Annotated in this window: 22 protein-coding genes and 1 pseudogene; 22 read left to right on the forward strand and 1 reads right to left on the reverse strand. The window is 29.7% G+C overall.

Annotation, left to right across the window (positions count from 1 at the left end):
* Positions 1-2: 2 nt before the first annotated feature.
* From KQI42_RS08330 to KQI42_RS08405, 16 genes and pseudogenes are all read left to right on the forward strand, one after another.
* Entirely contained in the window at positions 3-686 is a 684-nt protein-coding gene (locus tag KQI42_RS08330; protein WP_216518978.1) for an amino acid ABC transporter ATP-binding protein, read from the forward strand.
* 217 nt (positions 687-903) lie between these two features.
* Positions 904-1,653 (forward strand): 5'/3'-nucleotidase SurE, encoded by a 750-nt coding sequence (gene surE / locus KQI42_RS08335; RefSeq protein ID WP_216518736.1) that lies wholly within the window; start codon positions 904-906, stop codon positions 1,651-1,653.
* A gap of 199 nt (positions 1,654-1,852) precedes the next feature.
* Positions 1,853-2,437, forward strand: a complete 585-nt coding sequence (gene rbr / locus KQI42_RS08340) for a rubrerythrin (RefSeq protein ID WP_216518739.1) — start codon at positions 1,853-1,855, stop codon at positions 2,435-2,437.
* 119 nt (positions 2,438-2,556) lie between these two features.
* On the forward strand, positions 2,557-2,859 hold the full coding sequence (locus KQI42_RS08345; protein ID WP_216518741.1) for a hypothetical protein: 303 nt from the start codon (positions 2,557-2,559) through the stop codon (positions 2,857-2,859).
* Positions 2,860-3,136: 277 nt separating this feature from the next.
* Positions 3,137-4,594, forward strand: a complete 1,458-nt coding sequence (locus tag KQI42_RS08350) for a DUF1538 domain-containing protein (protein ID WP_216518745.1) — start codon at positions 3,137-3,139, stop codon at positions 4,592-4,594.
* A 1-nt stretch (position 4,595) separates the two neighbouring features.
* Entirely contained in the window at positions 4,596-5,267 is a 672-nt protein-coding gene (locus KQI42_RS21660; protein ID WP_216518748.1) for a P-II family nitrogen regulator, read from the forward strand.
* A gap of 202 nt (positions 5,268-5,469) precedes the next feature.
* Entirely contained in the window at positions 5,470-6,408 is a 939-nt protein-coding gene (gene yhfZ / locus KQI42_RS08360) for a GntR family transcriptional regulator YhfZ (protein ID WP_216518750.1), read from the forward strand.
* Between the two features lie 68 nt (positions 6,409-6,476).
* Complete coding sequence (locus KQI42_RS08365) at positions 6,477-6,845, forward strand: PRD domain-containing protein (protein WP_216518752.1); 369 nt, start codon at positions 6,477-6,479, stop codon at positions 6,843-6,845.
* A 101-nt stretch (positions 6,846-6,946) separates the two neighbouring features.
* A complete protein-coding gene (locus KQI42_RS08370; RefSeq protein ID WP_216518754.1) occupies positions 6,947-7,309 on the forward strand; it encodes a DUF2620 domain-containing protein in 363 nt (120 codons plus the stop codon).
* A gap of 13 nt (positions 7,310-7,322) precedes the next feature.
* Positions 7,323-8,642, forward strand: coding sequence for a YhfT family protein (locus tag KQI42_RS08375; protein WP_216518756.1), 1,320 nt, complete (start codon positions 7,323-7,325; stop codon positions 8,640-8,642).
* A 224-nt stretch (positions 8,643-8,866) separates the two neighbouring features.
* Complete coding sequence (locus tag KQI42_RS08380) at positions 8,867-9,769, forward strand: phosphotriesterase family protein (protein ID WP_216518758.1); 903 nt, start codon at positions 8,867-8,869, stop codon at positions 9,767-9,769.
* Positions 9,770-9,782: 13 nt separating this feature from the next.
* Complete coding sequence (locus KQI42_RS08385) at positions 9,783-10,883, forward strand: aminotransferase class V-fold PLP-dependent enzyme (RefSeq protein WP_216518760.1); 1,101 nt, start codon at positions 9,783-9,785, stop codon at positions 10,881-10,883.
* 4 nt (positions 10,884-10,887) lie between these two features.
* Positions 10,888-12,063 (forward strand): YhfX family PLP-dependent enzyme, encoded by a 1,176-nt coding sequence (locus KQI42_RS08390; protein ID WP_216518762.1) that lies wholly within the window; start codon positions 10,888-10,890, stop codon positions 12,061-12,063.
* A 13-nt stretch (positions 12,064-12,076) separates the two neighbouring features.
* Entirely contained in the window at positions 12,077-13,291 is a 1,215-nt protein-coding gene (locus KQI42_RS08395) for a phosphopentomutase (protein WP_216518764.1), read from the forward strand.
* A gap of 481 nt (positions 13,292-13,772) precedes the next feature.
* Positions 13,773-14,072, forward strand: a pseudogene (locus tag KQI42_RS08400) (CatB-related O-acetyltransferase); the annotation flags it as partial.
* A 145-nt stretch (positions 14,073-14,217) separates the two neighbouring features.
* On the forward strand, positions 14,218-15,291 hold the full coding sequence (locus tag KQI42_RS08405; protein WP_216518766.1) for a hypothetical protein: 1,074 nt from the start codon (positions 14,218-14,220) through the stop codon (positions 15,289-15,291).
* Positions 15,292-15,442: 151 nt separating this feature from the next.
* Here KQI42_RS08405 and KQI42_RS08410 read toward each other — a convergent pair whose 3' ends face one another.
* Positions 15,443-16,606 (reverse strand): AI-2E family transporter, encoded by a 1,164-nt coding sequence (locus KQI42_RS08410; protein ID WP_216518768.1) that lies wholly within the window; start codon positions 16,604-16,606, stop codon positions 15,443-15,445.
* A gap of 272 nt (positions 16,607-16,878) precedes the next feature.
* On the opposite strand from KQI42_RS08410, the gene KQI42_RS08415 reads away from it, so the two are divergent.
* The 6 genes from KQI42_RS08415 to KQI42_RS08440 all read left to right on the forward strand — a co-directional run bounded on the left by KQI42_RS08415 (position 16,879) and on the right by KQI42_RS08440 (position 22,117).
* A complete protein-coding gene (locus KQI42_RS08415; protein WP_216518771.1) occupies positions 16,879-17,823 on the forward strand; it encodes a DMT family transporter in 945 nt (314 codons plus the stop codon).
* Positions 17,824-18,000: 177 nt separating this feature from the next.
* Positions 18,001-19,290 carry a DUF1576 domain-containing protein gene (locus KQI42_RS08420; protein WP_216518773.1) on the forward strand — a complete coding sequence of 430 codons (1,290 nt, stop codon included), beginning with the start codon at positions 18,001-18,003 and terminating at the stop codon, positions 19,288-19,290.
* On the forward strand, positions 19,274-19,621 hold the full coding sequence (locus KQI42_RS08425; RefSeq protein WP_216518775.1) for a hypothetical protein: 348 nt from the start codon (positions 19,274-19,276) through the stop codon (positions 19,619-19,621). Before KQI42_RS08420 ends, KQI42_RS08425 begins: the two co-directional genes overlap by 17 nt.
* A 156-nt stretch (positions 19,622-19,777) precedes the next feature.
* Positions 19,778-20,665 carry a hypothetical protein gene (locus tag KQI42_RS08430; protein ID WP_216518777.1) on the forward strand — a complete coding sequence of 296 codons (888 nt, stop codon included), beginning with the start codon at positions 19,778-19,780 and terminating at the stop codon, positions 20,663-20,665.
* A 49-nt stretch (positions 20,666-20,714) separates the two neighbouring features.
* A complete protein-coding gene (locus KQI42_RS08435; RefSeq protein WP_216518779.1) occupies positions 20,715-21,014 on the forward strand; it encodes a hypothetical protein in 300 nt (99 codons plus the stop codon).
* 215 nt (positions 21,015-21,229) lie between these two features.
* On the forward strand, positions 21,230-22,117 hold the full coding sequence (locus KQI42_RS08440) for a HAMP domain-containing sensor histidine kinase (RefSeq protein ID WP_216518781.1): 888 nt from the start codon (positions 21,230-21,232) through the stop codon (positions 22,115-22,117).
* Positions 22,118-22,433 lie beyond the last annotated feature (316 nt).

Raw genomic sequence — 22,433 nt, forward strand, 5'->3', positions numbered from 1 at the left:
CAATATTAAAGCTTCATAAAATAAATAAGTCTTTTGGTGACCTTAAGGTATTAATAGATATTGATTTAGAAGTTAGAAAAGGTGAAATCATATCTATAATTGGACCTAGTGGTTCAGGGAAAAGTACTCTTCTAAGATGTATTTCTGGATTAGAGAAAATAGATAGTGGAAACATTAATATAGACGGAAGTATAGGGATGGTGTTTCAACAATTTAATCTCTTTCCCCACTATAGCGTAGTAGAAAATATATATAAACCGTTAACAGTAATTAATAAAATGGATAGAAAGGAAGCTAAAGAAATTGCATTAAACTTACTTGCAAAGGTTAAATTAGAGGATAAAGCAGATAGTTACCCAGCTAAACTATCAGGAGGGCAGAAACAAAGAGTTGCCATAGCCAGAGCTTTGGCTATGAGTCCTAAGATAATGCTATTTGATGAGCCTACTTCTGCTTTAGACCCAGAGTTAACTTTAGAGGTCCTTCAAACTATTAAGGATTTATCCAAGGAAGATATGACTATGGTAATAGTTACTCATGAAATGAATTTTGCTAGAGAGGTTTCCAATAGAACTATATTTATGGATGAAGGTAGAATAGTAGAAGATGGACCTGCGGAAGAAGTTTTTCTTAGACCAAAGAACAATAGAACTAAGGCATTTCTTAAAAGAATTAATATACTATAAAGACTCTTAGAACTAGAGTCTTTATTTTTCATAATGCAGTGATAAGTATAAATTCTCTTAGCGTATAATAAAGAATAAGTTTTCTTAAAATATATTTAGTTTTAAATGAATTTTGACTAAATCTTAACCTATTAATATAATGAAGTAAGAAGGGAAATAAGCTGTTAATATAGGTAAAATTAATATATAATAGAATAAAAGTTCTAGGAGGAGAAACATGAGAATATTATTGACTAATGATGACGGAATATTAGCAGAAGGAATATATACACTAGCTAAAGAACTAGAGAAGGATCATGAAGTAATATTGGTAGCACCAGAAAGTCAAAGGAGTGCTCAAAGTCATGCTATTACACTATTCACTCCTTTAGTAGTAAAGGAAGTTAACCTAGAAGGATTAAGATCAAAAGCTTATAGTATATCGGGAACTCCAGCAGACTGTGTTAGAGTAGGATTAGATACCTTAGCTGAGGGACCTATTGATGTGGTTTTATCAGGAATTAACATGGGATTAAATTCAGGTATGGATATCTTATATTCTGGTACTGTTTCTGCGGCTATAGAAGCTAATGTATATAAAGTACCATCTATAGCTGTATCAGCAGAATGGGTTGATGGATCAGCTTATTATGAGGTGGCAGCTAAATATGCAAAAATGATTCTTGAAAAATCAAAAGATAAGTTGCTGGAATCAAATATAGTGTTGAACATAAATACTCCTCATGTCAAAGAAGAAAATATAAAAGGAATAAAAACATGTAAAATAGGCGGAGTGATTTATGATTATTACTTTATGGAATATAACGAAGAAGGAGAGAGAACATTAAAGCTTAAAGGCAGAAGAAATGGAGAATTAGAAGAAGATACAGATAGATATTATTTAAGTCAAGGTTATGTAACGTTAACACCACTTCATTATGATTTAACCAACTTTAAATTATTAGAAGAAGTAAAAGAATGGATATAGAAAAATTCTTCTCAGTAGATAACTGGGAAGAATTTTTATTTTGTTCTATTTTTTAGAGTTAACCTGAGAAGTTAAATGGGTATATAACAAAAAGTAGGCTATTAATGATTGTAAACAAGCTACTAATATATAAAATAGAGGTAATATTTTATATATTAAAGAATATAAATTATTAATTAATATACTGGAGGGTATAATTATGAAATCTTTAAAGGGTACAAGAACTGCTGAAAATTTAATGAAAGCTTTTGCAGGGGAATCACAAGCTAGGACAAGATATACTTACTACGCTTCCCAAGCAAAGAAAGAAGGCTATGTGCAAATTTCAAATATTTTTATGGAAACTGCTGAAAATGAAAAAGAACATGCAAAGAGATTTTTTAAATTCTTAAATGAAAGTTTATGTGGACAGGCAGTAGAGATAAATGCTGCATATCCTGTTGCTTTAGGAGATACTAAAGTTAATTTGAAAGCTGCAGCAGAAGGAGAAAATGAAGAGTGGACAGATCTTTATCCAGCTTTTGCGGATGTAGCAGATGAAGAAGGTTTTCCTCAAATAGCTCATGTATTTAGAGAAATAGCAGAAGTGGAAGAGAGACATGAAGCTAGGTATAGAAAATTATTAAGTAATATTGAAAATAATAAAGTGTTTGAAAAAGATGAAGAAGTAGAATGGAAATGTAATAACTGTGGATATATACATAAAGGAAAAAATGCACCTCAAGCTTGCCCAGCATGTGCTCATCCAATGGGTTATTTTGAGGTTTTTAAAGAAACGTACTAAAATTAAAGCTATAGATTCTTAAGAATCTATAGCTTTAGTTTTAGAAATAGTTGTATATTGAATTATGATTTTGGGTAATTACTAAACAATAGTATAAAAATGGAATGGAGTGTGCTTTTATGTTAAAGATTAGAAATAAAGAAGAAGTATTAAAAGAGTACATAAATCGATATCCTGAGTTAGATAATTTTGTTTTAGATGAATTATCAAAAGAATATGATAGATACAAAAATTTATTAAAAAACGCTGATAGTAAAGAAGAAGCTTTACAAATTTTTGATGAAGAGATTGAAAAAAATGAAAAGCGATATAAAGATAATGCATTAATGAAATGTTTAGAAGGTTCTCCCCACAATCAATTCATGGATATATTAGCTAACTATGGGCTCATAGTATTTTTCAGGGATAATATGATTGAATAATTGTTGATGATAGCAAAGAAAAAGGAAAATCATCAACAGTAGACATTAGAATTTTACTGTATCAGCTTATAATAAAGAATAATTAAAGGTTGAAAAAAATTGGATAAATTAACTAATTATTTGAAAGAAAGCAAGTAGAATGATATAATTTACATAAAATAACCCTGTTAAGGTGAGAGAATCGGATTACATTAAATTAATGTCTATAATCTACTTAATTATAGAAAAATAAAATTAGAAGGGATTGTGATACTATTTGAATGTTCTGATACAAAAAATGAAAGAGGTAGTATTGTCTGTACTTCCAATTACTATTATAGTATTAATACTCAATTTCACTGTAGCTCCTATAGGTGCAAACCTAATGTGGAGATTTCTAGTAGGAGCAATATTTATAGTATTTGGGCTTGCTATATTTTTGTTTGGAGCTGATTTAGCAATACAACCGATAGGTAATCTTATGGGGGCGGCTCTTACAAAAAGAAAAAATTTATGGATCATAATAGCATTTGGATTTATACTTGGGTTCTTAATAAATATTGCTGAACCAGATTTATTGGTGTTAGCAAGACAAGTGTCTGAAGTAACTTCTGGAGCATTGTCACAGAATAGTATTCTAATTGTAGTTTCAATCGGTGTAGGGATATTAGTTGCAGTGGGATTGATGAGAATTGTCCTGAATATACCGTTGAACAAACTTTTAACTTTTTTATATGGAGTAATATTTTTGTTAGTACTATTGTCACCTGGAGCATTCTTAGGGATAGCTTTTGATTCGGGCGGAGCAACAACAGGATCCATGACAGTACCTTTCATTCTTGCATTAGGTTTAGGTGTGTCTTCAACTCAAGGCGGGGTGACTTCTGAGGAAGACAGTTTTGGATTAGTTGGAATAGCATCTACTGGTCCTATGATGGCAGTTCTTATAATGAGCTTGTTTTCCGGTATAGAATCTCTAACGGGAAGCCTTCCATATCATTCTATTAATACAAAAGGTGTATTAATTACTTTCTTAAAAGAAATACCATTAATATTGATTGAAGTAACCAAGTCTATGATACCATTGATAACATTATTTCTTATCTTTCAAATATTATTCTTTAAATTATCAAAAAAACAACTTATGAAAATCATAAAAGGTCTAGTATATACATTTATAGGATTTGTATTATTTCTTACTGGAGTAAATGCCGGTTTTATGGAAGCAGGAAGTGCTATAGGACATGCTGCTGCAACTCTTGATAACAACTGGATTATTATAATAATAGGCTTTATTCTTGGATTTACAGTAATATTTGCTGAACCAGCAGTATATGTATTGAATGAACAAATAGAAAACGTTACAAGTGGGCATATTAGAAAGAAAGTCATTTTATATACATTATCAATAGGAGTTGCAATTGCTGTATCTCTTTCTATGATAAGGATATTGATACCTAGTATTAAATTATGGCATTTTCTAGTACCAGGTTATTTACTGGCAATAATTTTATCTTATTTTACACCTAAGTTGTTTGTTGGCATCGCTTTTGATTCAGGAGGAGTAGCTTCGGGACCGATGACTGCTACTTTTATCTTGGCTTTTGCTCAAGGAGTAGCAGAAGCTATAGAAGGAGCCGATGTATTGATGGATGCCTTTGGTATAATTGCTATGGTAGCATTGACACCTTTAATTGCTATACAGGTTTTAGGGTTAATATATGAACGCAAGACTGGGGAAAAGGAGTTGAGGTAGAGTGAAAATAGATATGATTAACAAGGCTCAAATCCTATCTGTTGCAATAGTGAATTGTGGAACAGGAAGTAAAGTTTTAAAAGAAGCAAAGAAAATTGGTGTTTTGGGAGGAACTATTTTCTTAGGAAGGGGTACGGTTAAAGAACCTATTCTGGAGTTACTAGGGCTTGATGAGGTAAAAAAAGAAGTAGTATTAATGATTTCAGATAGCAAGCTTGAAAATCAAATTCATGAAGTTTTAACTGAAAAATTTCATTTAGATAAACCTAATCATGGAATAATCTTTTCTTCATCTGTAAAAAGGGTAATAGGTACAAAAAGCTATATCCCATCTAGTGATTCGATAGTAGGAGGTAAAGACGATATGGAATATGAAGTGATTTTTACTATAGTTGAAAGAGGCGTAGGGCAGGAAGTTGTAGATATTGCTACTTCTGCAGGTTCAAGAGGAGCAACTATTATAAATGCAAGAGGTTCAGGTATTCATGAAAATACTATGTTCTTTTCAATGAATATTGAACCAGAAAAAGAAATAGTTATGATAATAATTGAGAAAGAAAAATCGGATAAGATAATAAAATCAATAAAAGAAACTCTACAGATTGATGAGCCAGGTAAAGGTATAATGTTTGTTATGGATGTTAACAAAACTTCAGGTCTGTTCGTAGAATAAAAGATGCTATAATTTATCTAAAATAATCACTTAAGGATAGCCACTTACTTATGGTTGCAGTTTGGTGAGTGGCTATAATAATCTATTATTTTTCAAGTGAAGTTAGTATGAGTGAATAAAATATTTATTGTATTTATTTTATAATTATGATATATTGAAGTTGCAATATACAATAAAATGTATATTGATAATGGAGGTAGTCATGGATAGATACAAAAACAAACTAATGTCAAAAAACGGAATAGCCATTATTTCCTTAGCTAGAGAAATGTTTACTTTAGATGTTGGTGATAGAATTAAGACTGTAGAACAATATTCAGAAACATTATGTTTAGGTAGAGGAACAATACATACAGCATTAAAATTCTTACAAAAAGAAAAAGCCATTACTTTAGAATCAAAGGGACATTTAGGAACATATATAAACTTTATAGACTATAAAAAATTATGGACCATAGGGGATATTGGAACAATTATGGGGGTAATGCCTTTACCATATTCTAAAAGATATGAAGGTCTTGCTACTGGATTATATAAAACCTTTGAAGCTGTTGATTTACCATTTAGTTTAGCATTTATGAGAGGGGCTTCAAGAAGGATTGAAGCGTTAAACTCAGGTAGATATAACTTTGCTGTAGTATCTAAATTAGCAGCACGATTAGAAATGCAAAAATCCGATAATATAGAAATAGCTTATGAATTCTCTGAGAATAGCTATGTAGGAAGACATGTCATAATTTTTGCAGACAAGGAGCAAACTCAAATAACCCCAAAGATGAGAATAGGAATTGACCCTGATTCAGTCGATCAAATTATACTTACGAACTATGAATGTGAGGGAATTGATGTAGAATTCGTAGACATATCATATTCTCAAATTTTTAATAATATAAAAAGCAATGTAATAGATGCTGCTATTTGGAATGGAGATGAACTAAAAGAGTATACCGAACATTATGGCATCGTACCATTAAGAAATAAAAAATCTATTAATTTAAGTAAAGAGGATACCATTGCAGTTATTGTGATAAACAAGGATAATAGTATGGTACATGAAATTCTATCAAAGTTTATAGACATAAAACAAATTTCAAACATACAAGAAGAGGTAATGAACGATAAGATGATTCCAATGTATTAGTGATAGAATTAATTTTATTTACATACAATATACAAAAAACTGTATTTTGAAGATAAGGAGATTAATAAATGGATAATACATTAAAAGAGAGATTAATAATTTTACGTCAGGCTGGGCAGATAGATAATAAAATAATAGATATTGTAACAGAATTTATGAAAATGGTGGAAAATGAATTAAATATTAAGCTTAATGAAGAAAATGCTTCAATGCTTGTAACTCATATGGCAATGACTTTATCTCGAATCCGAAAAGGAGAAGAAATCGCCCCATTAGATGACTCATCACTAGAAGAGTTAAAGTCCTTAGCTATTTATAAAAGAGTACAATCATTGATAGTAAAAATAGATGAGGAACTTCAAATAGGCATACCTCAATCAGAATTTGGATATATAGCACTTCACTTATGCAACTTAGGGAATATTGATAAGGTTTAGAAGGGAATATCTAGTTATAAACGAAAGAAACAATAATGTAATTGAACTAGACTAGTTAATGTTAATAAGACATTAGAAAAATATATTAGGGAGGGATTTATATGATTAATATTGTTGTTGGTGGTCAAATGGATAAGCAACAGGTTTCAAAGCTTATCGAAAAATATGGCGAAGGAAAGGTAAATATTAGTGTTAAGAGTGATATTGACGCTGCTCTTGCCGTAAAAAGTGGACAAGCCCATTATTACTTTGGTTCTTGTGCAACGGGAGCTGGAGGTGCTTTAGCCATGGCAATTGGAATTATAGGAGCTCAGCAATGTATTTCTGTAAGTATTCCAGGACAAATACTTTCTGAAGATCAGATTAAACAAGCAGTAAATGATGGAAAAATAGCATTTGGTTTTGTAAATACTGATGCTGAAAAAGTTATCCCAATCTTAATGAAAGAAATATTAAACAAATAAGGGGGAGTATTTAATGTTATTTGAAATCAATATCCTTACCATTATTGTAATGGCAGCACTTGGAGGAATTTGTGCTTACCTTGCTAACCAAAATATTGCAGTGTTTCATGATGGTTTACGTCCTTTATATCCCCAATATCTTGATGGAGTAATGGATAGAAAAACATTATTTGCAACAAGTTTCGCGTTATCCTTTGGATTGGTAATTGGTTTTGGTATTCCAACTTCAATAGCAGGTAAGATTATAATTACTCATACTATTATGCTAGCTTGTGACATTATAGGTACACTTTTCTCAGATGATAGAAACGGCAAATGGATATCAACAGGAGTAGGTGCGTTGTTTGGAGTTGCTTTATTATTTGGTATGCAAGTATTAATGAATATATTTACTATACTACCAATAGACTTTACAGGTGATTTAGGCTTGGTAGGCAGTTTAATAATTGTTTCTTTTTCAGTATTTCCTGCAATTGCAGTTGCATATCAAGCAGGAGTAGTTAAAGGCGGAATCGTACTAGTATTAACTATGGTTGTAAAACAGTTGACTGTTCTATTTGGTAGTTTTACTATAAATTCAGTAAATGTTCAGATAAATGCAGATGGTATGGCTTTATTGTTTGCTATCATTTCAATGGTTTTTGTTGCTACACGATATAATAAAAAGTCAGATGTAGGTGCAGTAGATGCATTTGCTGTATTTGGTAAGAATATTGAAAGAATTAAAAAGAATATGCTTGTTTTAGCTATTAGTGGTGGTATTGTTGCTTTAGCTACAACATTATTATTGATAGCTGAAGGACCAGCTTCTCTAACACTAACAGCAGAAGGCCAATACTTCGAGGCAGCCATGGTTTCCTTAGGAAGAACATTAGGATTTATACCTTTAGTTATGACAACTGCTATAATTTCTGGAGTATATTCACCAGCTGGTACAAAAGCTGTTCATGTTCCAGCAATTTTATTTATCAATATGGGAATTTTAGGCATGGTTGGTTCTTTCTTTGTTGGAGCTTTAATAATGATAATTGAAGTGCTGCTATTAGGCTTTATAGCTGCAGGAATGGACAAATTCCCAGGAATGAAAGATCTTGGTGATAATGCACGTACTGCCATGTCTAAAGTATTAGATATTGCATTACTTGTAGGTGGAATGTTAGCTGCTAATGCAATAGCTCCTACAATAGGCTATATCTGGGTAATTGGTCTATTTTTCTTAAATCAAGTTTCAAAGAAACCTCTCGCATCAATGGCTATTGGACCAATTGGTGCTATAACAATGGGATTAATTGTTAATATTCTACATTTAATTGGCTTATTCCCTATTGTTTAGATATCGGAAATAGTCTAGAGGAAAAATAAAAGTTAAGGGAGAAATTCCTCCCTTAACTTCATTCAAAATAATTGAATGTACTTAGTTGGATAAAGTTGTAAGTACTTTAAATGTAATTAGAGTATTGACAGGTTTAGCTAACGATAACTTATAGTAGATAATTAAATTTATTAATTTTTAATAGACATAGGTTTCAATACTAATAAAAGTAAAGGGGTAGGATAATGATTAGAACCATAAATGGCAATATAGAGACCCTTGGTAAAACTTATATACATGAGCATATAAAATTAGATCTATCGGGATATAAGAAAGATCCTGATACAAATTATAACAACACTACTGCGATTATATCGGAACTTCAAGAGCTTAAGAAAAAAGGTATAGACTCAATAGTAGAGGTTACGAATCGTGGTATGGGCAGAGATATTTCTGCAATGCTAAAAGTGGCAGAAGAAACGGGCTTAAATATAATAGGGAGCACTGGATTCTATAAAGAACCGTTTTTACCTAAATATTTTTATGAGCTAAATGAAAAGCAATTGTCAAATATGCTATTTAAAGATATTGAAGAGGGAATGGATGGTACAGATGCAAAAGCTCATATACTTGGCGAAGTAGGAACAAGCCATAATGTGATTAAGGATATGGAAGAGCGAGCTTTAAAGATAGTTAGTGATGTACATTTAGAAACTGGTAGGCCGATTTTTACTCATACCACATTAGGAACAATGGCATTGGAACAAATAGAAATCTTTAGTAGTAGAAATGTAAATCTACAGAAGGTATTAATCGGACATATGGATTTAAACTATGATATAGAATACCATTTAAGAGTAGCAGATAAAGGTTGCTATTTAGGCTTTGATACAATAGGAAAGTTAAACTATCAGCCTGATGAAAACAGAATTAGATTAATTAAAGAACTAGTAAAGAGAGGATATGAAAATCAAATTGTAATGTCCTTAGACTTAACGCGAAAATCACATTTGAAAAATTTAGGAGGTATAGGATATTCATATTTAATTGATATCTTTTTACCTACATTAATAGATTCAGATGTTAAAGAAGAGTTAATAGATAAATTTTTAATAGATAATCCAAATAGATTACTTAATATATCATAAAGGAGGCAGCATAGTGAAAGCATATCCAATAAAGACTATAAATATAGAAGACGCAAAGTTATTGCAATTTAAATTAGTTGATATTATACATCAAAATTTTCAAGGAAATGAATTTTTGCAATCAGGAGATTATGGTGTAGTTTCTGGATTTGGACAACCTAGATGCACAGAAAAAGTTGAAAAAGTATTAGCAGAATTTTTTAATTGTGAATCGGCAGTGCTTGTGAGAGGTGCTGGAACAGGTGCAATGAGAAATGTTATGAATACAAAGTTAAAACCTAATGAAAAAATAATATTGCACCAAGCCCCAATATACCCTACTACAAAAGTAATAATTGAATCTATGGGTCTTAAAGAAGTTTATATAGATTTTAATGATTTAAATGAAATTAATATTGATATTGTACAAGGTGTGGATTTTGCACTAATTCAACATTCTAGACAGCAACTAAAGGATAAGTACAATCTTGAGGAAGTTATAAGTAGATTAAAAGAGATAAATCCTAACATGACTATACTAGTTGATGATAATTATGTAGCCATGAAAGTAAAAAAAATAGGAGTTCAATTAGGTGCAGATGCCAGTGCATTTTCATTATTTAAACTACTTGGACCTGAAGGTATAGGCTGTGTAGTTGGTACAAAAGAAATCATAGATAAAATAAAGAAAATTAATTATTCTGGTGGGAGCCAGGTACAAGGACACGAAGCAATGGAAGCTTTAAGATCTTTGGTTTATGCACCAGTTTCTTTAGCAATTCAAGGTGAAGAAAGCAATAAAGTAGTAGAAGGACTAAATAATGGAACAATCAAAGAAGTTAAAAATGCATTTATAGCTAATGCTCAATCAAGGGTAATACTAGTAGAATTTAATGAACCTATTGCGAAAGAGGTCTTATCTTATTGCAATATATTAGGTGCAGCGCCATATCCAGTAGGAGCAGAATCACGTTATGAAATTACATCTATGTTTTATAGAGTATCTGGAACATTCCTGGAATCAAATCCCGATTTAGAAAACTTTATGATTAGAATAAATCCCATGCGTTCAGGAGCAGATACCATAATGCGTATCTTAAAAGAGGCAATTAATAGGACACAGAAAGGGGAATAAAAATATGTTTCTCAATAGACTTATTAAAACAAATCCCCAATTATTGAAAACAGCATTTGAGTTTCATAGAAGTGGGATAATCAATCCTGACACTTATGTTCTAGATCTAGATTCCATATTAGAGAATGCTAAAGCTTTAATAGAAACTGCAAATGACAATTCTATTAGTTTATATATGATGACAAAACAGATTGGACGAAATCCTAAAGTTGCTAAAGCTATTTCAAAAGTAGGTATAAATAAGGCTGTAGTAGTAGATCCTTGGGAAGCTATTACTTTAGCAAAGGAAGGAATAAAAATTGGAAATGTTGGTCATTTAGTTCAAATCCCTAGTAATATGTTAGAGGAAATTATCAGATTTTCCCCAGAAGTTATTACTGTATTCTCTTTAGATAAAGCGAGGGAAATATCTAATATATCTAAGAGAATGGGGATAACTTCAAAATTAATGTTACGAGTAATAGGGCCTGATGACATGATTTATAATGGACAAGTTGGGGGCTTTAGGGAAGAAAATATAATCAAATCTATAAAGGAAATTCAAAAACTGCCAAATGTAGAGATAGAAGGTATTACGGCATTTCCATGTTTATTATTTAATTATGAAACTGGAAAAGTAGAAAAAACCGAAAATGCAATTACTTTACAACGTACGATTGAAAAGATAAGAAAAGAGTTACAGTTACAAATTAATCAAATTAATATGCCAAGTGTTACATGCATAGAAACTATTCCACTCTTGAAAAAATTAGGCGCGACTCATGGTGAGCCAGGTCATGCACTAACTGGAACAACTCCTTTACATGGATATACAGAACAGAAGGAGAAAATTGCTATGGCATATGTAAGTGAGATATCTCATTTATATGAAGATAAAGCTTATGTATATGGTGGTGGTTTTTATAACAGATCTCATTTAAAAGGAGCTGTTGTAGGAAACACATACGATAATTTAATAAATAATTTTTTATTGGCAGAAGATAACTGTTCTGAATCTATTGATTATTATGGCACTCTAGAACTAGGTAAAAACCGAGTTAAGGTAGGAGATACTGCAATTTATTGTTTTAGAACTCAAATTTTTGTTACACGTAGTAAAGTTGCAGTAGTTGAAGGAATCAGTAGAGGAAGGCCTAAGCTATTAGGCATATACGATAGTTTAGGAAGAAAAATTAATTAAGGTTGTGATTAGCATGAGTAAAAAAAGAGTAATCCTAGTGGTAATAGATAGTTTAGGTGTTGGATACATGGATGATGTTAAACTTGTAAGACCTCGAGATATAGGTGCTAATACTTTTAAGCATATACTAGATCAAAGCAATATACTAAGGATACCCACATTAGAAAGGTTAGGAGTCAATAGTATCTTAAATCATGAAAAGCTAAATAAGGTTAAACCAATAGCTAGCTATGGAACATTAAATTTAATGCACCAAGGTGCAGATAGCTATGCTGGACATCAAGAAATCATGGGAACATTTCCTAGAATCCCCAACATATCTCCATTTAGAGATTATCTACTCAAAGTACAACAGATACTTGTTTCAATGGGATATAAAGTTGAGACTCCTGATAAAACTAAGCCATATCTATTGGTAAATGACCTTGTAGTGATAGCAGATAATATAGAGACAGATTTTGGACAAATATATAATGTAACCGCTCCTCTAGATTATATAGATTTTGAGAAGGTGCTAGAAATAGCAACTATTGTTAGAAAAGAAGTAAAAGTTAATAGGGTTATTGCCCTTGGTGGAAACGGAATAACAATTGAAAATATAATAGATAGCATAGAGCAAAGAAGTGATGGTCTTGTTGGAGTAAACAGCCCAGCTTCAGGTGTTTATAAAAAAGGATATAATGTTAGACATATAGGCTATGGAGTCGATCCTAATACTCAAGTTAGTTCTATATTAACAAAAGCAGGTAAAAGTACGGTTCTAATAGGAAAAATGCAAGATGTCATAAGCTGTAAACATTCTATTAAATATCCTGCAGTAGAAACAGAGAAAGTAATGAAGGTTATACTTCAAAGTATGTCTGAAATTGAAGAGGGATTAATTGCTGGGACAGTACAAGAAACAGATTTAGCAGGACATAGCCAAGATGTAGAAAAGTATGCTAGCAAATTAATGATAGTAGATAAGTATCTTGATGAGATCATTAAGAAAATGACAGATGAAGATATGTTAATAATAACTGCAGACCATGGTAACGATCCAACTATAGGACATAGTCAGCATACTAGAGAAAAGACACCTTTACTTATCTACTCTAAATTATATGAAAGTAAGAATAATATTGGAGAAAGACAAACTCTTTCTGATATCGCAGCAACTATAGCAGAATTTTTAAAGGTCGAACCTCCAGAGAATGGAAAAAGTATTCTTCCAATATTAAAATATTAGATAAGGGGACAAGTCATTTGTCCTCTTATTATTATGTGTAGTTTAGGCATAAATAGATGTATAGCTAAATTATTTTGGAAAATATAATAGGTTAAGTTATTAACATTATTTTCTATTGAATAAAGGTTATGTGAGTAGATTGTTGATAACTATAAAGAAGAAATGAAAGTTATCAACAATAGACACCAGGATTTTGTTATATTATCATATAATAAAAGATTAAAAAGAAGAGGTGATGGTTAGTGTCCGCAACAAAAAGAACACATGAGTAAGCCTTCTATACTTAGTAGAAATAGATAAGGTCATTATGATTAAAGAGAATATAGAAGGCATTTGATATGAAAAATAATGTTTTTGAAAGCTGGATGCATAGTTATATTATAAAGGATTATATTACAAATAAAAATATTGAGGTTGGTGATTTTACTTATTATTCGGGTTATTATCATGCTAAGCGTTTTGAGGATTATTGTGTAAGATAGTGGTAGGAAATGATGTTTGGATAGGAACTGAAGCAGTTATAATGCCTGGAGTGGAAATAGGGGATGGTGCTGTAATAGGAACAAGGGCATTGGTTACTAAAGATGTAGAGCCATATACTATTGTTGGAGGAAATCCAGCCGCGCCTATTAAAAAAAGATTCTCACAAGAGGAGATTAAAATGTTGTTAGAAATGAAATGGTGGAATTGGTCTATTAAAAAAATCCAAGAGAATATCCCATTTTTATGTAGTGATAATATAAAGATGTTATATAATAAATTTTTAAATAAAAATATTTAGCTAAAGTAATTTAATTAAGTTTCTTGTTATTTTTGTAACTCTTTTGAAAACTCTTTGAAACTAGTTTGTAACTACATAAACATGAAAAATAAATATAATTGTAATATAAAGATTTTTAATATAAATCAAAAGAGGAGATGTAGTTATGAAGAAATTAGTATTGTGTAGTGCGATTGTTTTAGGCTTGACACTTAATGTAGGATGTGCACAAGAGAAAAAAGTACAAGATATACAAAATAATAAAGTTTCTACAAATCAGTCAGTTCAAGAGCAGTCAGATGTTGATATAAAAGATGTTATGAATAAAGTATCGGCAATTGATAAAGATTTAAAGGAATCTGAGAAAAAAGAGATTACACTAGAACCAGAAAAACAAGGCTGGGAACCACAGACTCTTTCTATTTGGATAAAGGAAGGAAAGCCAATGAAGGTAACAGCTACACAAGCAGATGATGCTGGGAAGATGGATGGATTAGCTTCTTTTTACTTAGAAGATGAAAAATTAATACTTTTTAAAGCTCCTTTTTCAAACCATATATTTAAAGATGACAAAATGGTTCTTTGGTTAGATGAAAGCATGAAGCCATTAGATAATATACCTGTAAAGGACATGAAAGATGCTGAAAAAGGTATCCAAGAAGAATTAACAAGAATTCTTGATATTTTTAATAAGAAAGATGGAAATGCAACTGACGATAATATAGTAAGATTTGAGTCAGGAGATATAAACTTTTCAGATGTTTCTTATGTAGAATCCGAATCAAATAGAGATGAGAAATTAGAGAAAGCTATCAAGAATGTTTTAAAGTATAATAAAAATGATGGTCCATTAGCATATTATTATAATAAAATAGACCTTAATGGAGATAAAAAGCCAGAAACATTTGTATATTTATCAGGCTCTTCTGTATCTGGAACAGGTGGTTCTACGGCGTTAATATTTGAAGACGATAAAGATGCTTATAAGTTAGTTTCCCGATTTACTCTTGTACAAAATCCTATTGTTGTAAGCAATAGCAAGACAAATGGCTGGAATGATTTGATTATGTACGTATCTGGAGGAGGAATAGAGCCTTTCTATTCTCAAATAAAATTTGATGGCAATAAATATCCAAGTAATCCATCTGTTCAGCCAAAAGTAAAGTCAGGTACAATTATTAAAGGTACAGCAATTATTGCTGATGATATATCAAAAAATTCTGGAATAGAAGTACAATAAGACTATTAGACTGTAGTTATAACTGTTTTTAGATTTTGATATTATCATTATTAATAAAGATTTTATTATAAAGTTTTTTAATTAAACTATGTAGAGATCAGGTAACACCTGACTTCTACATAGTTTAATGATTTTTAAATTATTATTTATTTTACATATAATCTGACGTTTCACTCGGTAATCCTTTTTGCTTTAATTTACTCTCAACAATATCTTTAACTATAGAATAAATAATAGCGAATAAAGGAACCCCTATAATCATTCCCATTAATCCAAATATTTTGCCCGTTACTAATAAAGAGAATAAGATCCAAAAAGCTGATATTCCTAGAGATTCTCCTAAAATCTTAGGTCCTATAATATTACCATCTATTTGTTGAATTACTAGTATGATTAGCAAGAACCATAGTGCCTTTATTGGTGAAACAAATAAAATTATAAAAAAGGATGGGACCGCTCCAATAAAAGGTCCAAAAAATGGGATAATATTTGTAATACCTACTATAAATGACACTAATATAGTATATGGCATTTTAAAGATTGTTAAAACAATAAAAGTCAGTATCCCTATAATAAAGGAATCCAATATCTTACCACTTATAAACCTTCCAAAGATATTGTTACTCCTATGAGTTAATTCTAAAATTTTATCAGAATATGTTTTAGAGAATAAAGAATACGTTACTTTTTTACTTAAAGCAAAAAACTTTTCCTTATCAATTAATAGATAAATAGATACTATTAAACCTAAAACTATATTCCAAATACTAGATGCAATTGCTTTCAATAAGTTTCCAAGCATAGGAATTAAATTAGTTACAAATTTAATAATATAGTTTACAAAGTCATTCCATTTATCAACGATTAGATTTAAATATTCTTCTCTAAGATCTAAACGAGTTGTAAAATTATCTAAGGATTTAGTCACATTATTAACATAATGGGGAATATCATTAGCTAATCCAACAACACTAGCAGTTAATTGAGGCAACACAAAATTCATGAATAAATATAATAATAGAACTAAAGTCGTATAGGTAAATAAAAGACCTAAACTTCTTTTTGACTTTGGTTTAAAGTTTTTAAATAACTTAAGTGTTAGTACCTTTTCCTCATAAAATTTTAATACAAAATTTAAAAGATATGCAATTGCAAAACCTATAATAAAAGGCTGTAACGTTGCAATAGATTTACTGACTTTAATTTTAAATAAGTTTATTTCTGATGTTATAAGATAAAAGATAATGCTGCAACAAACTACTATAAATGAGTATATAGCTATTGTTGTGTATTTAATATTCCAATTTATCTTCACTTTGACCTCCTAGTATAGTTATTTTTATATTAGATTATTTGACTTATTATAAACACTAAATTAGCCGTACTGTCAATACTTTTTAAGCAATAATTTAACTAAATGAATGTTGTCAATTCTAAGATTAATCTATGATTCTATATAAGAACTTTAAATCAAAACATTTGTCTTGATTTAATATATTAAGAAGTAATATTATGTTAGAAGAGAATACAGTTTTAGAATACTACTATTTGTTAAAGTTACATAATATTTGAGAAAGGATGTTGACTTTGAAGAATAAAAAATATTTACCTATACTTTCTGCTATTATTTCTTCAACTATATTTGGATTTTCCTTTATGTTTACTAAAATAGGTCTAGAAATCATGACTCCTATTGAGTTGATTTCTTTTAGATTTTTATTAGCAGCTATTGTTATGACGTTACTTAAGTTCTTAAAAATTATAGAGGTAAATCTGAAGGGGAAAAATATTAAAATGATTTTATTAGCATCCTTATGTGAACCAGTATTGTATTTTATATTTGAAGTAACAGGAATAAATATGACTACTTCATCGGAAGCAGGATTGATGATATCAATAATTCCAGTATTTGTAACGATTTTTAGTATAATATTTTTAAAAGAAAAGCCTAGAATTTCACAACTATGCTTTATTGGATTATCGGTATTTGGAGTTATATTTATTAATATGATGAAAGATAGGTTAAGTATATCGGGAAACTTTTTAGGTATTATATTTTTATTTTTAGCGATAATTTCATCTGCTGGATATAATATTGCATCAAAAAAAGCATCGGAAGAGTTTAAACCTCTTGAGATAACCTTTGTAATGATGTGGGTTGGAGCGATTGCATTTAATAGTATATTAACTGTTAATCATCTTTTAAAAGGTACTATCGCAAAATATTTTTATCCATTAGCAAATATTCAAGCCATAATTCCTTTATTTTATCTAGGAATATTATCATCTGTTGCTGCATTTTTCATGGTAAATTATACAATATCTAAGATACCAGTTTCTCAATCTGCAGTATTTGCTAATCTATCTACCATAGTATCTATTGTTGCAGGTGTATTAATATTAAAAGAAGATTTTTATTGGTTTCATGTAGTAGGTAGTATTATGATACTTATTGGAGTTTGGGGAACAGTATATTATGGAGATAAATCTATAGAAAATAAAGTACTAGTCAGTCAGATTGAAGAAATTTAAAAAAGAAATAAATTTTATTATAAGAAATAAGGGGGCTGTCTCAGAATAATTTTTAAAAGTCGTTATGAGACAGTTTTATTATTTAAAAAAACTGTTACCAAAATAGAAAAAATAGTTTATACTAAATTATAAAATAAAAAATATAATATATGAATTTTTGAAAATGGAGGCGGTCGCTTGAAAGACAATACAAATAATAATCATTCATTTCACCTAGGAACAAAATCTAATTTTATCATACTCTCAATTTTTCCTTTATGTCTATTAATTATAGCTTTCTTTATAGACTCCCCCCAAAATATTATTAATGGATTGCACAAAATAATTGTATCTCCAGACATACTTTTAACAGATTATTTGGCTGTAGGAGGTATAGGTGCAGCATTTGTTAATACAGCTCTGTTAACTCTAGTAGGCATATATATGTTATATATCCTTAAATTGAAGATTAATGGTACACTTATAGCCGCAATTTTTAGTATTAGCGGATTTGCCTTTATTGGTAAAAATATATTAAATGTTTGGCCGATATATTTAGGTGGATTTATATATTCAAAATATGAGAATATACATATGAAAAGTATTATTTTGGCACTTATGTTTGCTACGGCCTTAGCTCCTGTTGTAAGTGAAGTAGCTTTTGGTCTTGATTTAGATCTAAAGATAAGCATACCATTGGGTATATTAGTTGGAATAATGATAGGGTTTGTTATAACACCATTAGCATCTCATATGGTAAGATTTCATGATGGATATAATCTTTATAATATGGGATTTACAGCAGGAATTTTAGCTACATTAATAACTTCTATATTAAGAAGTTTTGGATTAATTATAGAAACTCAATCTGTTCTTTCCTATGAGTATAGTAACTTTTTAAGAAATATACTGATTATTATGTTTATATCTATGATAGTATTAGGATTCATTATTAATAAAAAGAGCTTTAAAGGATATATTAATATATTTAAATATAAAGGTAGGTTGGTTACAGACTTTACAAAACTTGTTGGATATGGTATTACATATATGAATATGGGGATTATGGGACTAATATGTGTACTATATGTAATAGTATCCAAAGGATATTTCAATGGTCCAGTAGTAGCTGGAATATTAACTGTAGTTGGATTTTCTGCATTTGGAAAACATCCTAAGAATGCTATTCCTATACTAATTGGAGTCTATGTAACCACTATTTTAAATATCTGGGACATATCATCTACTACAGTTATTATGGCTGGATTATTCGGTACAACTCTTGCACCTATTACTGGTACCTATGGATTTACAGCAGGTATTATTGCCGGATTTTTACATGTAGCAGTAGTGATGAATGTTGTAAAGATTCATGGAGGTTTAAATCTATATAATAATGGATTCTCAGGTGGAATAGTTGCCTCTATTATGGTTCCCATAGCAGAAACGTTGAAAAATAGGGGGGAAAGGAATGAAACAGGAAATTAATAAAGTTTCAAAGATTGTAAGTGAGTTGATTAATTTTTGTTTGAATAATTCTGCAAAAAAAATAGATATTTCTATAGAAGATAAAGAAAATAGATTTGAAATTCTCATTAGTACAGATTATATAAAATGTAATAAAGATGATGTAGAAAATGTTAAAACCTTGTTAGAGACTGGGCGACAATTAGAGGTAGATGAATACTATTGGCAATTAACTGGAGAAGACATGAGCGATCAAGAGTTGAGTTTAGTAGGTATGATGGTTGATGAAGCTATAGTTAATTGGGAGAATCCATCTATGAAGATTAAGTTAATTAGATATAGAGAGACATAAAATACAAACAAGTTTGAATTATTTTTTATTAGTTTAATCCTAAGACTCTTCCAATAGAAGTGCTTTAGGATTTTTTTATTTAAAACTAATATATTTAACAATTTAGACTTAGTTTGTAAAGACTTTTTGATATTATAATGCTAGGGAGGGGTAAGCATGTATAAAAAGCTAGTATATATGGTCATACTTTTAAGTTTAACAGTACAGTTAACGGGTTGCGGAAAAGAAAGGCAAAAGGATGTTCAAAAAATTGTACTTGAAAAAGATGTAAGAGAGCGGAATTTAAAGTTAAAAGACAGTGATCCAAAGATAACAGTAGAAAAAGTGAATTTACAATTAGATGAGGGAGATTATTTTTATCCAGCTTTTTATCGTGAAGGGGAAGTCTATGGGTATGTTGAAAAAGGCTCTGGAATAATAACGAATGTACCTACAGATAGCCATCCAATAGCAGGGCATATTAAGCAATATTTATATAAAATAGATAAAAGTAATCATTTAATAAAGACCTCAAAAGAAGCTTTTACTTATTCGAGAAAAGCTAAAGTGTTAGATTTTAAATATGGAGAACAAGACAAGGTGTTCAGTGTAGATTATAAAAAGGAGGATAAGCCTAGAGAAATTATTGAATTGACAGATATAATAGAAGAGTTAAAGAAACCAAGCTATAGCAGCAACTACTATATTAGAGATATTCCGGAAAATGAAAACTATATAGTTATTGATGAGATGGCATTAAGTAAAAGAAAGAAGTACTTATATGATATTAAAAGGAAGAAGCTCTATGAGACGAAAGGTGAGAGTGATGGTTGGTTTTACTATGTGGATACTTTAAAATCTCTTGTATATATGGATAGAGATTTAAAATTCTATAAAGTAAAATTAAAAGGAAAATACTTTTATTTAGAAGAATATATTGATTTGAAAAAGAAAGATAAAATAGATAAAGTATGGGGGAGGATGATAAATAGTGATGAGATACTAATATTGCAAGAAAGATGCGCAAATGAATTAGGATATTATCAATACCCATCCTCTTTATGAGACTATCTCTGTTAGTAAGTTTAATTTTAAGACTAACCAATATAATATATTGTTTGAGACACCTGAGGAAGTTAATATATATGCTGAATACATTGGAAATAATATGTTAGTACTAGAAGAATTTAAAGGGAAGGATAATTGTATAACACCTATAAAGAGATATTTTAAAGAAATAGAAGGGAATGAGTTGAATAGCTTATTTGAAGAAAAAGTAGAGAATGAAGGGGAAACAATGTATCCTCATATTGAAGTAATCAGTGAAGACGGAAGAGAAATCTTTTTAGTTAGAAATTTGAGTGAACTAAAAAGTGGTGGAAAAACAACAAGGGAATATATATATAAGGTATAAAATCCAATAACGACAGATTGTAGTATACTTCATTGATGGAGAGAAGGTTCTAATATATAATATTTTATATATAAACTATAAATAATTGTTATTTTAAAGATTAGGATGATTATTTAGGAACGTTAGTATTTCAAAAAGATTATTTTAACGAATATAATCATTCTATTGAGTTAATGATAAAAATTGTAATCATTCAAGTGTTTTTATTTATAGTTATGATTTTCATAATTTATCTTTGGTTAAAGAAAATAACATATTCATTAAGTCATTTAGCTGATGGAATGGTTTTTGTAGGGAAAGGTGATTTTTCCAATAGATTAGAAGTTAGAAGTAAGGATGAGGTGGCAAGTTTAATTAATCATTTTAATATGATGCAAGATCGAATAGAGGAGCAAATGGATTATTTACAGTTAGAAAAGAAAAAGATAGAGGAATTAGAAAAGTCGTCTAGAGATTTCTTTAATTATGCGACTCATGAAATGAAAACTCCTATTACTGCTATTATAGGGTATACTCAGTTATTACAAAAGGGAGATATAGATGAAGAAGTAAAGGAAAAAGTGTATAACAGAATTATAGCTGAATCTAAAAGGTTGCATAAGATGGTTCAAAATATGCTAGTAGTTGCAAGAAGTAAAGAAATGCAAACATATACACCTCAAAGCTTTAATATTAAACATCTATTAATTAGAATAGTCCATGAGTTTCAACTTGCCTTTAAAAAGCAGAATATAGAAATAAATTTAAAGAGTGAAGATGCTGTAGTTTTTGCTATAGAGGAAGAGATAAGAAGTATTCTTTTAAATTTAATAGATAACGGAATTAAATATAGTCAGGATGGGAAGATCGATATTGGGTGTAAATGTAAAGATGATAATATTTACATTGCTGTAGAAAATAAATGTTCTCCTATTCCACAGGAAATTAGAGAAAATTTATTTGACTCATTTATCAAGTACAACTATGGAAATCATAAACAAATAAGTTCTGGATTAGGTTTATTTATATGCAGAGAACTAGCTGAGAAAAATGATGCACAAATAAACTATACAATAAATGATGATAGAATTTGTTTTAGTATAGAATTAGCTAAGGGTGAGTAAGCTTTTCTCATTTTTATAAATCTGATGAGAACATTATAATTATTAAATTCAAAGAAAATCCTAACATAAGATTGGAACTGTGGTTAGGATTTTTTTATATTTAAATACATTTGATTTAAAAGCATTTAAATATTATTAATAATATAGATATTTAACGTGACAGGAATAAAAGCCATTGCAAATTTAGCCTATGAACTATATAATTACACTATAAAAGTAAAAAAGTTCACTTCTAAAAGATGATGAGATATATCAAAAAAATAGTAAATGGAATTGCTATCATAGAACAATATAAAAATGATTATAGAACATTATC

Origin of the sequence: Tissierella simiarum, assembly GCF_018917865.1 — a bacterium.
Classification (GTDB): Bacteria; Bacillota; Clostridia; order Tissierellales; family Tissierellaceae; genus Tissierella_C; species Tissierella_C simiarum.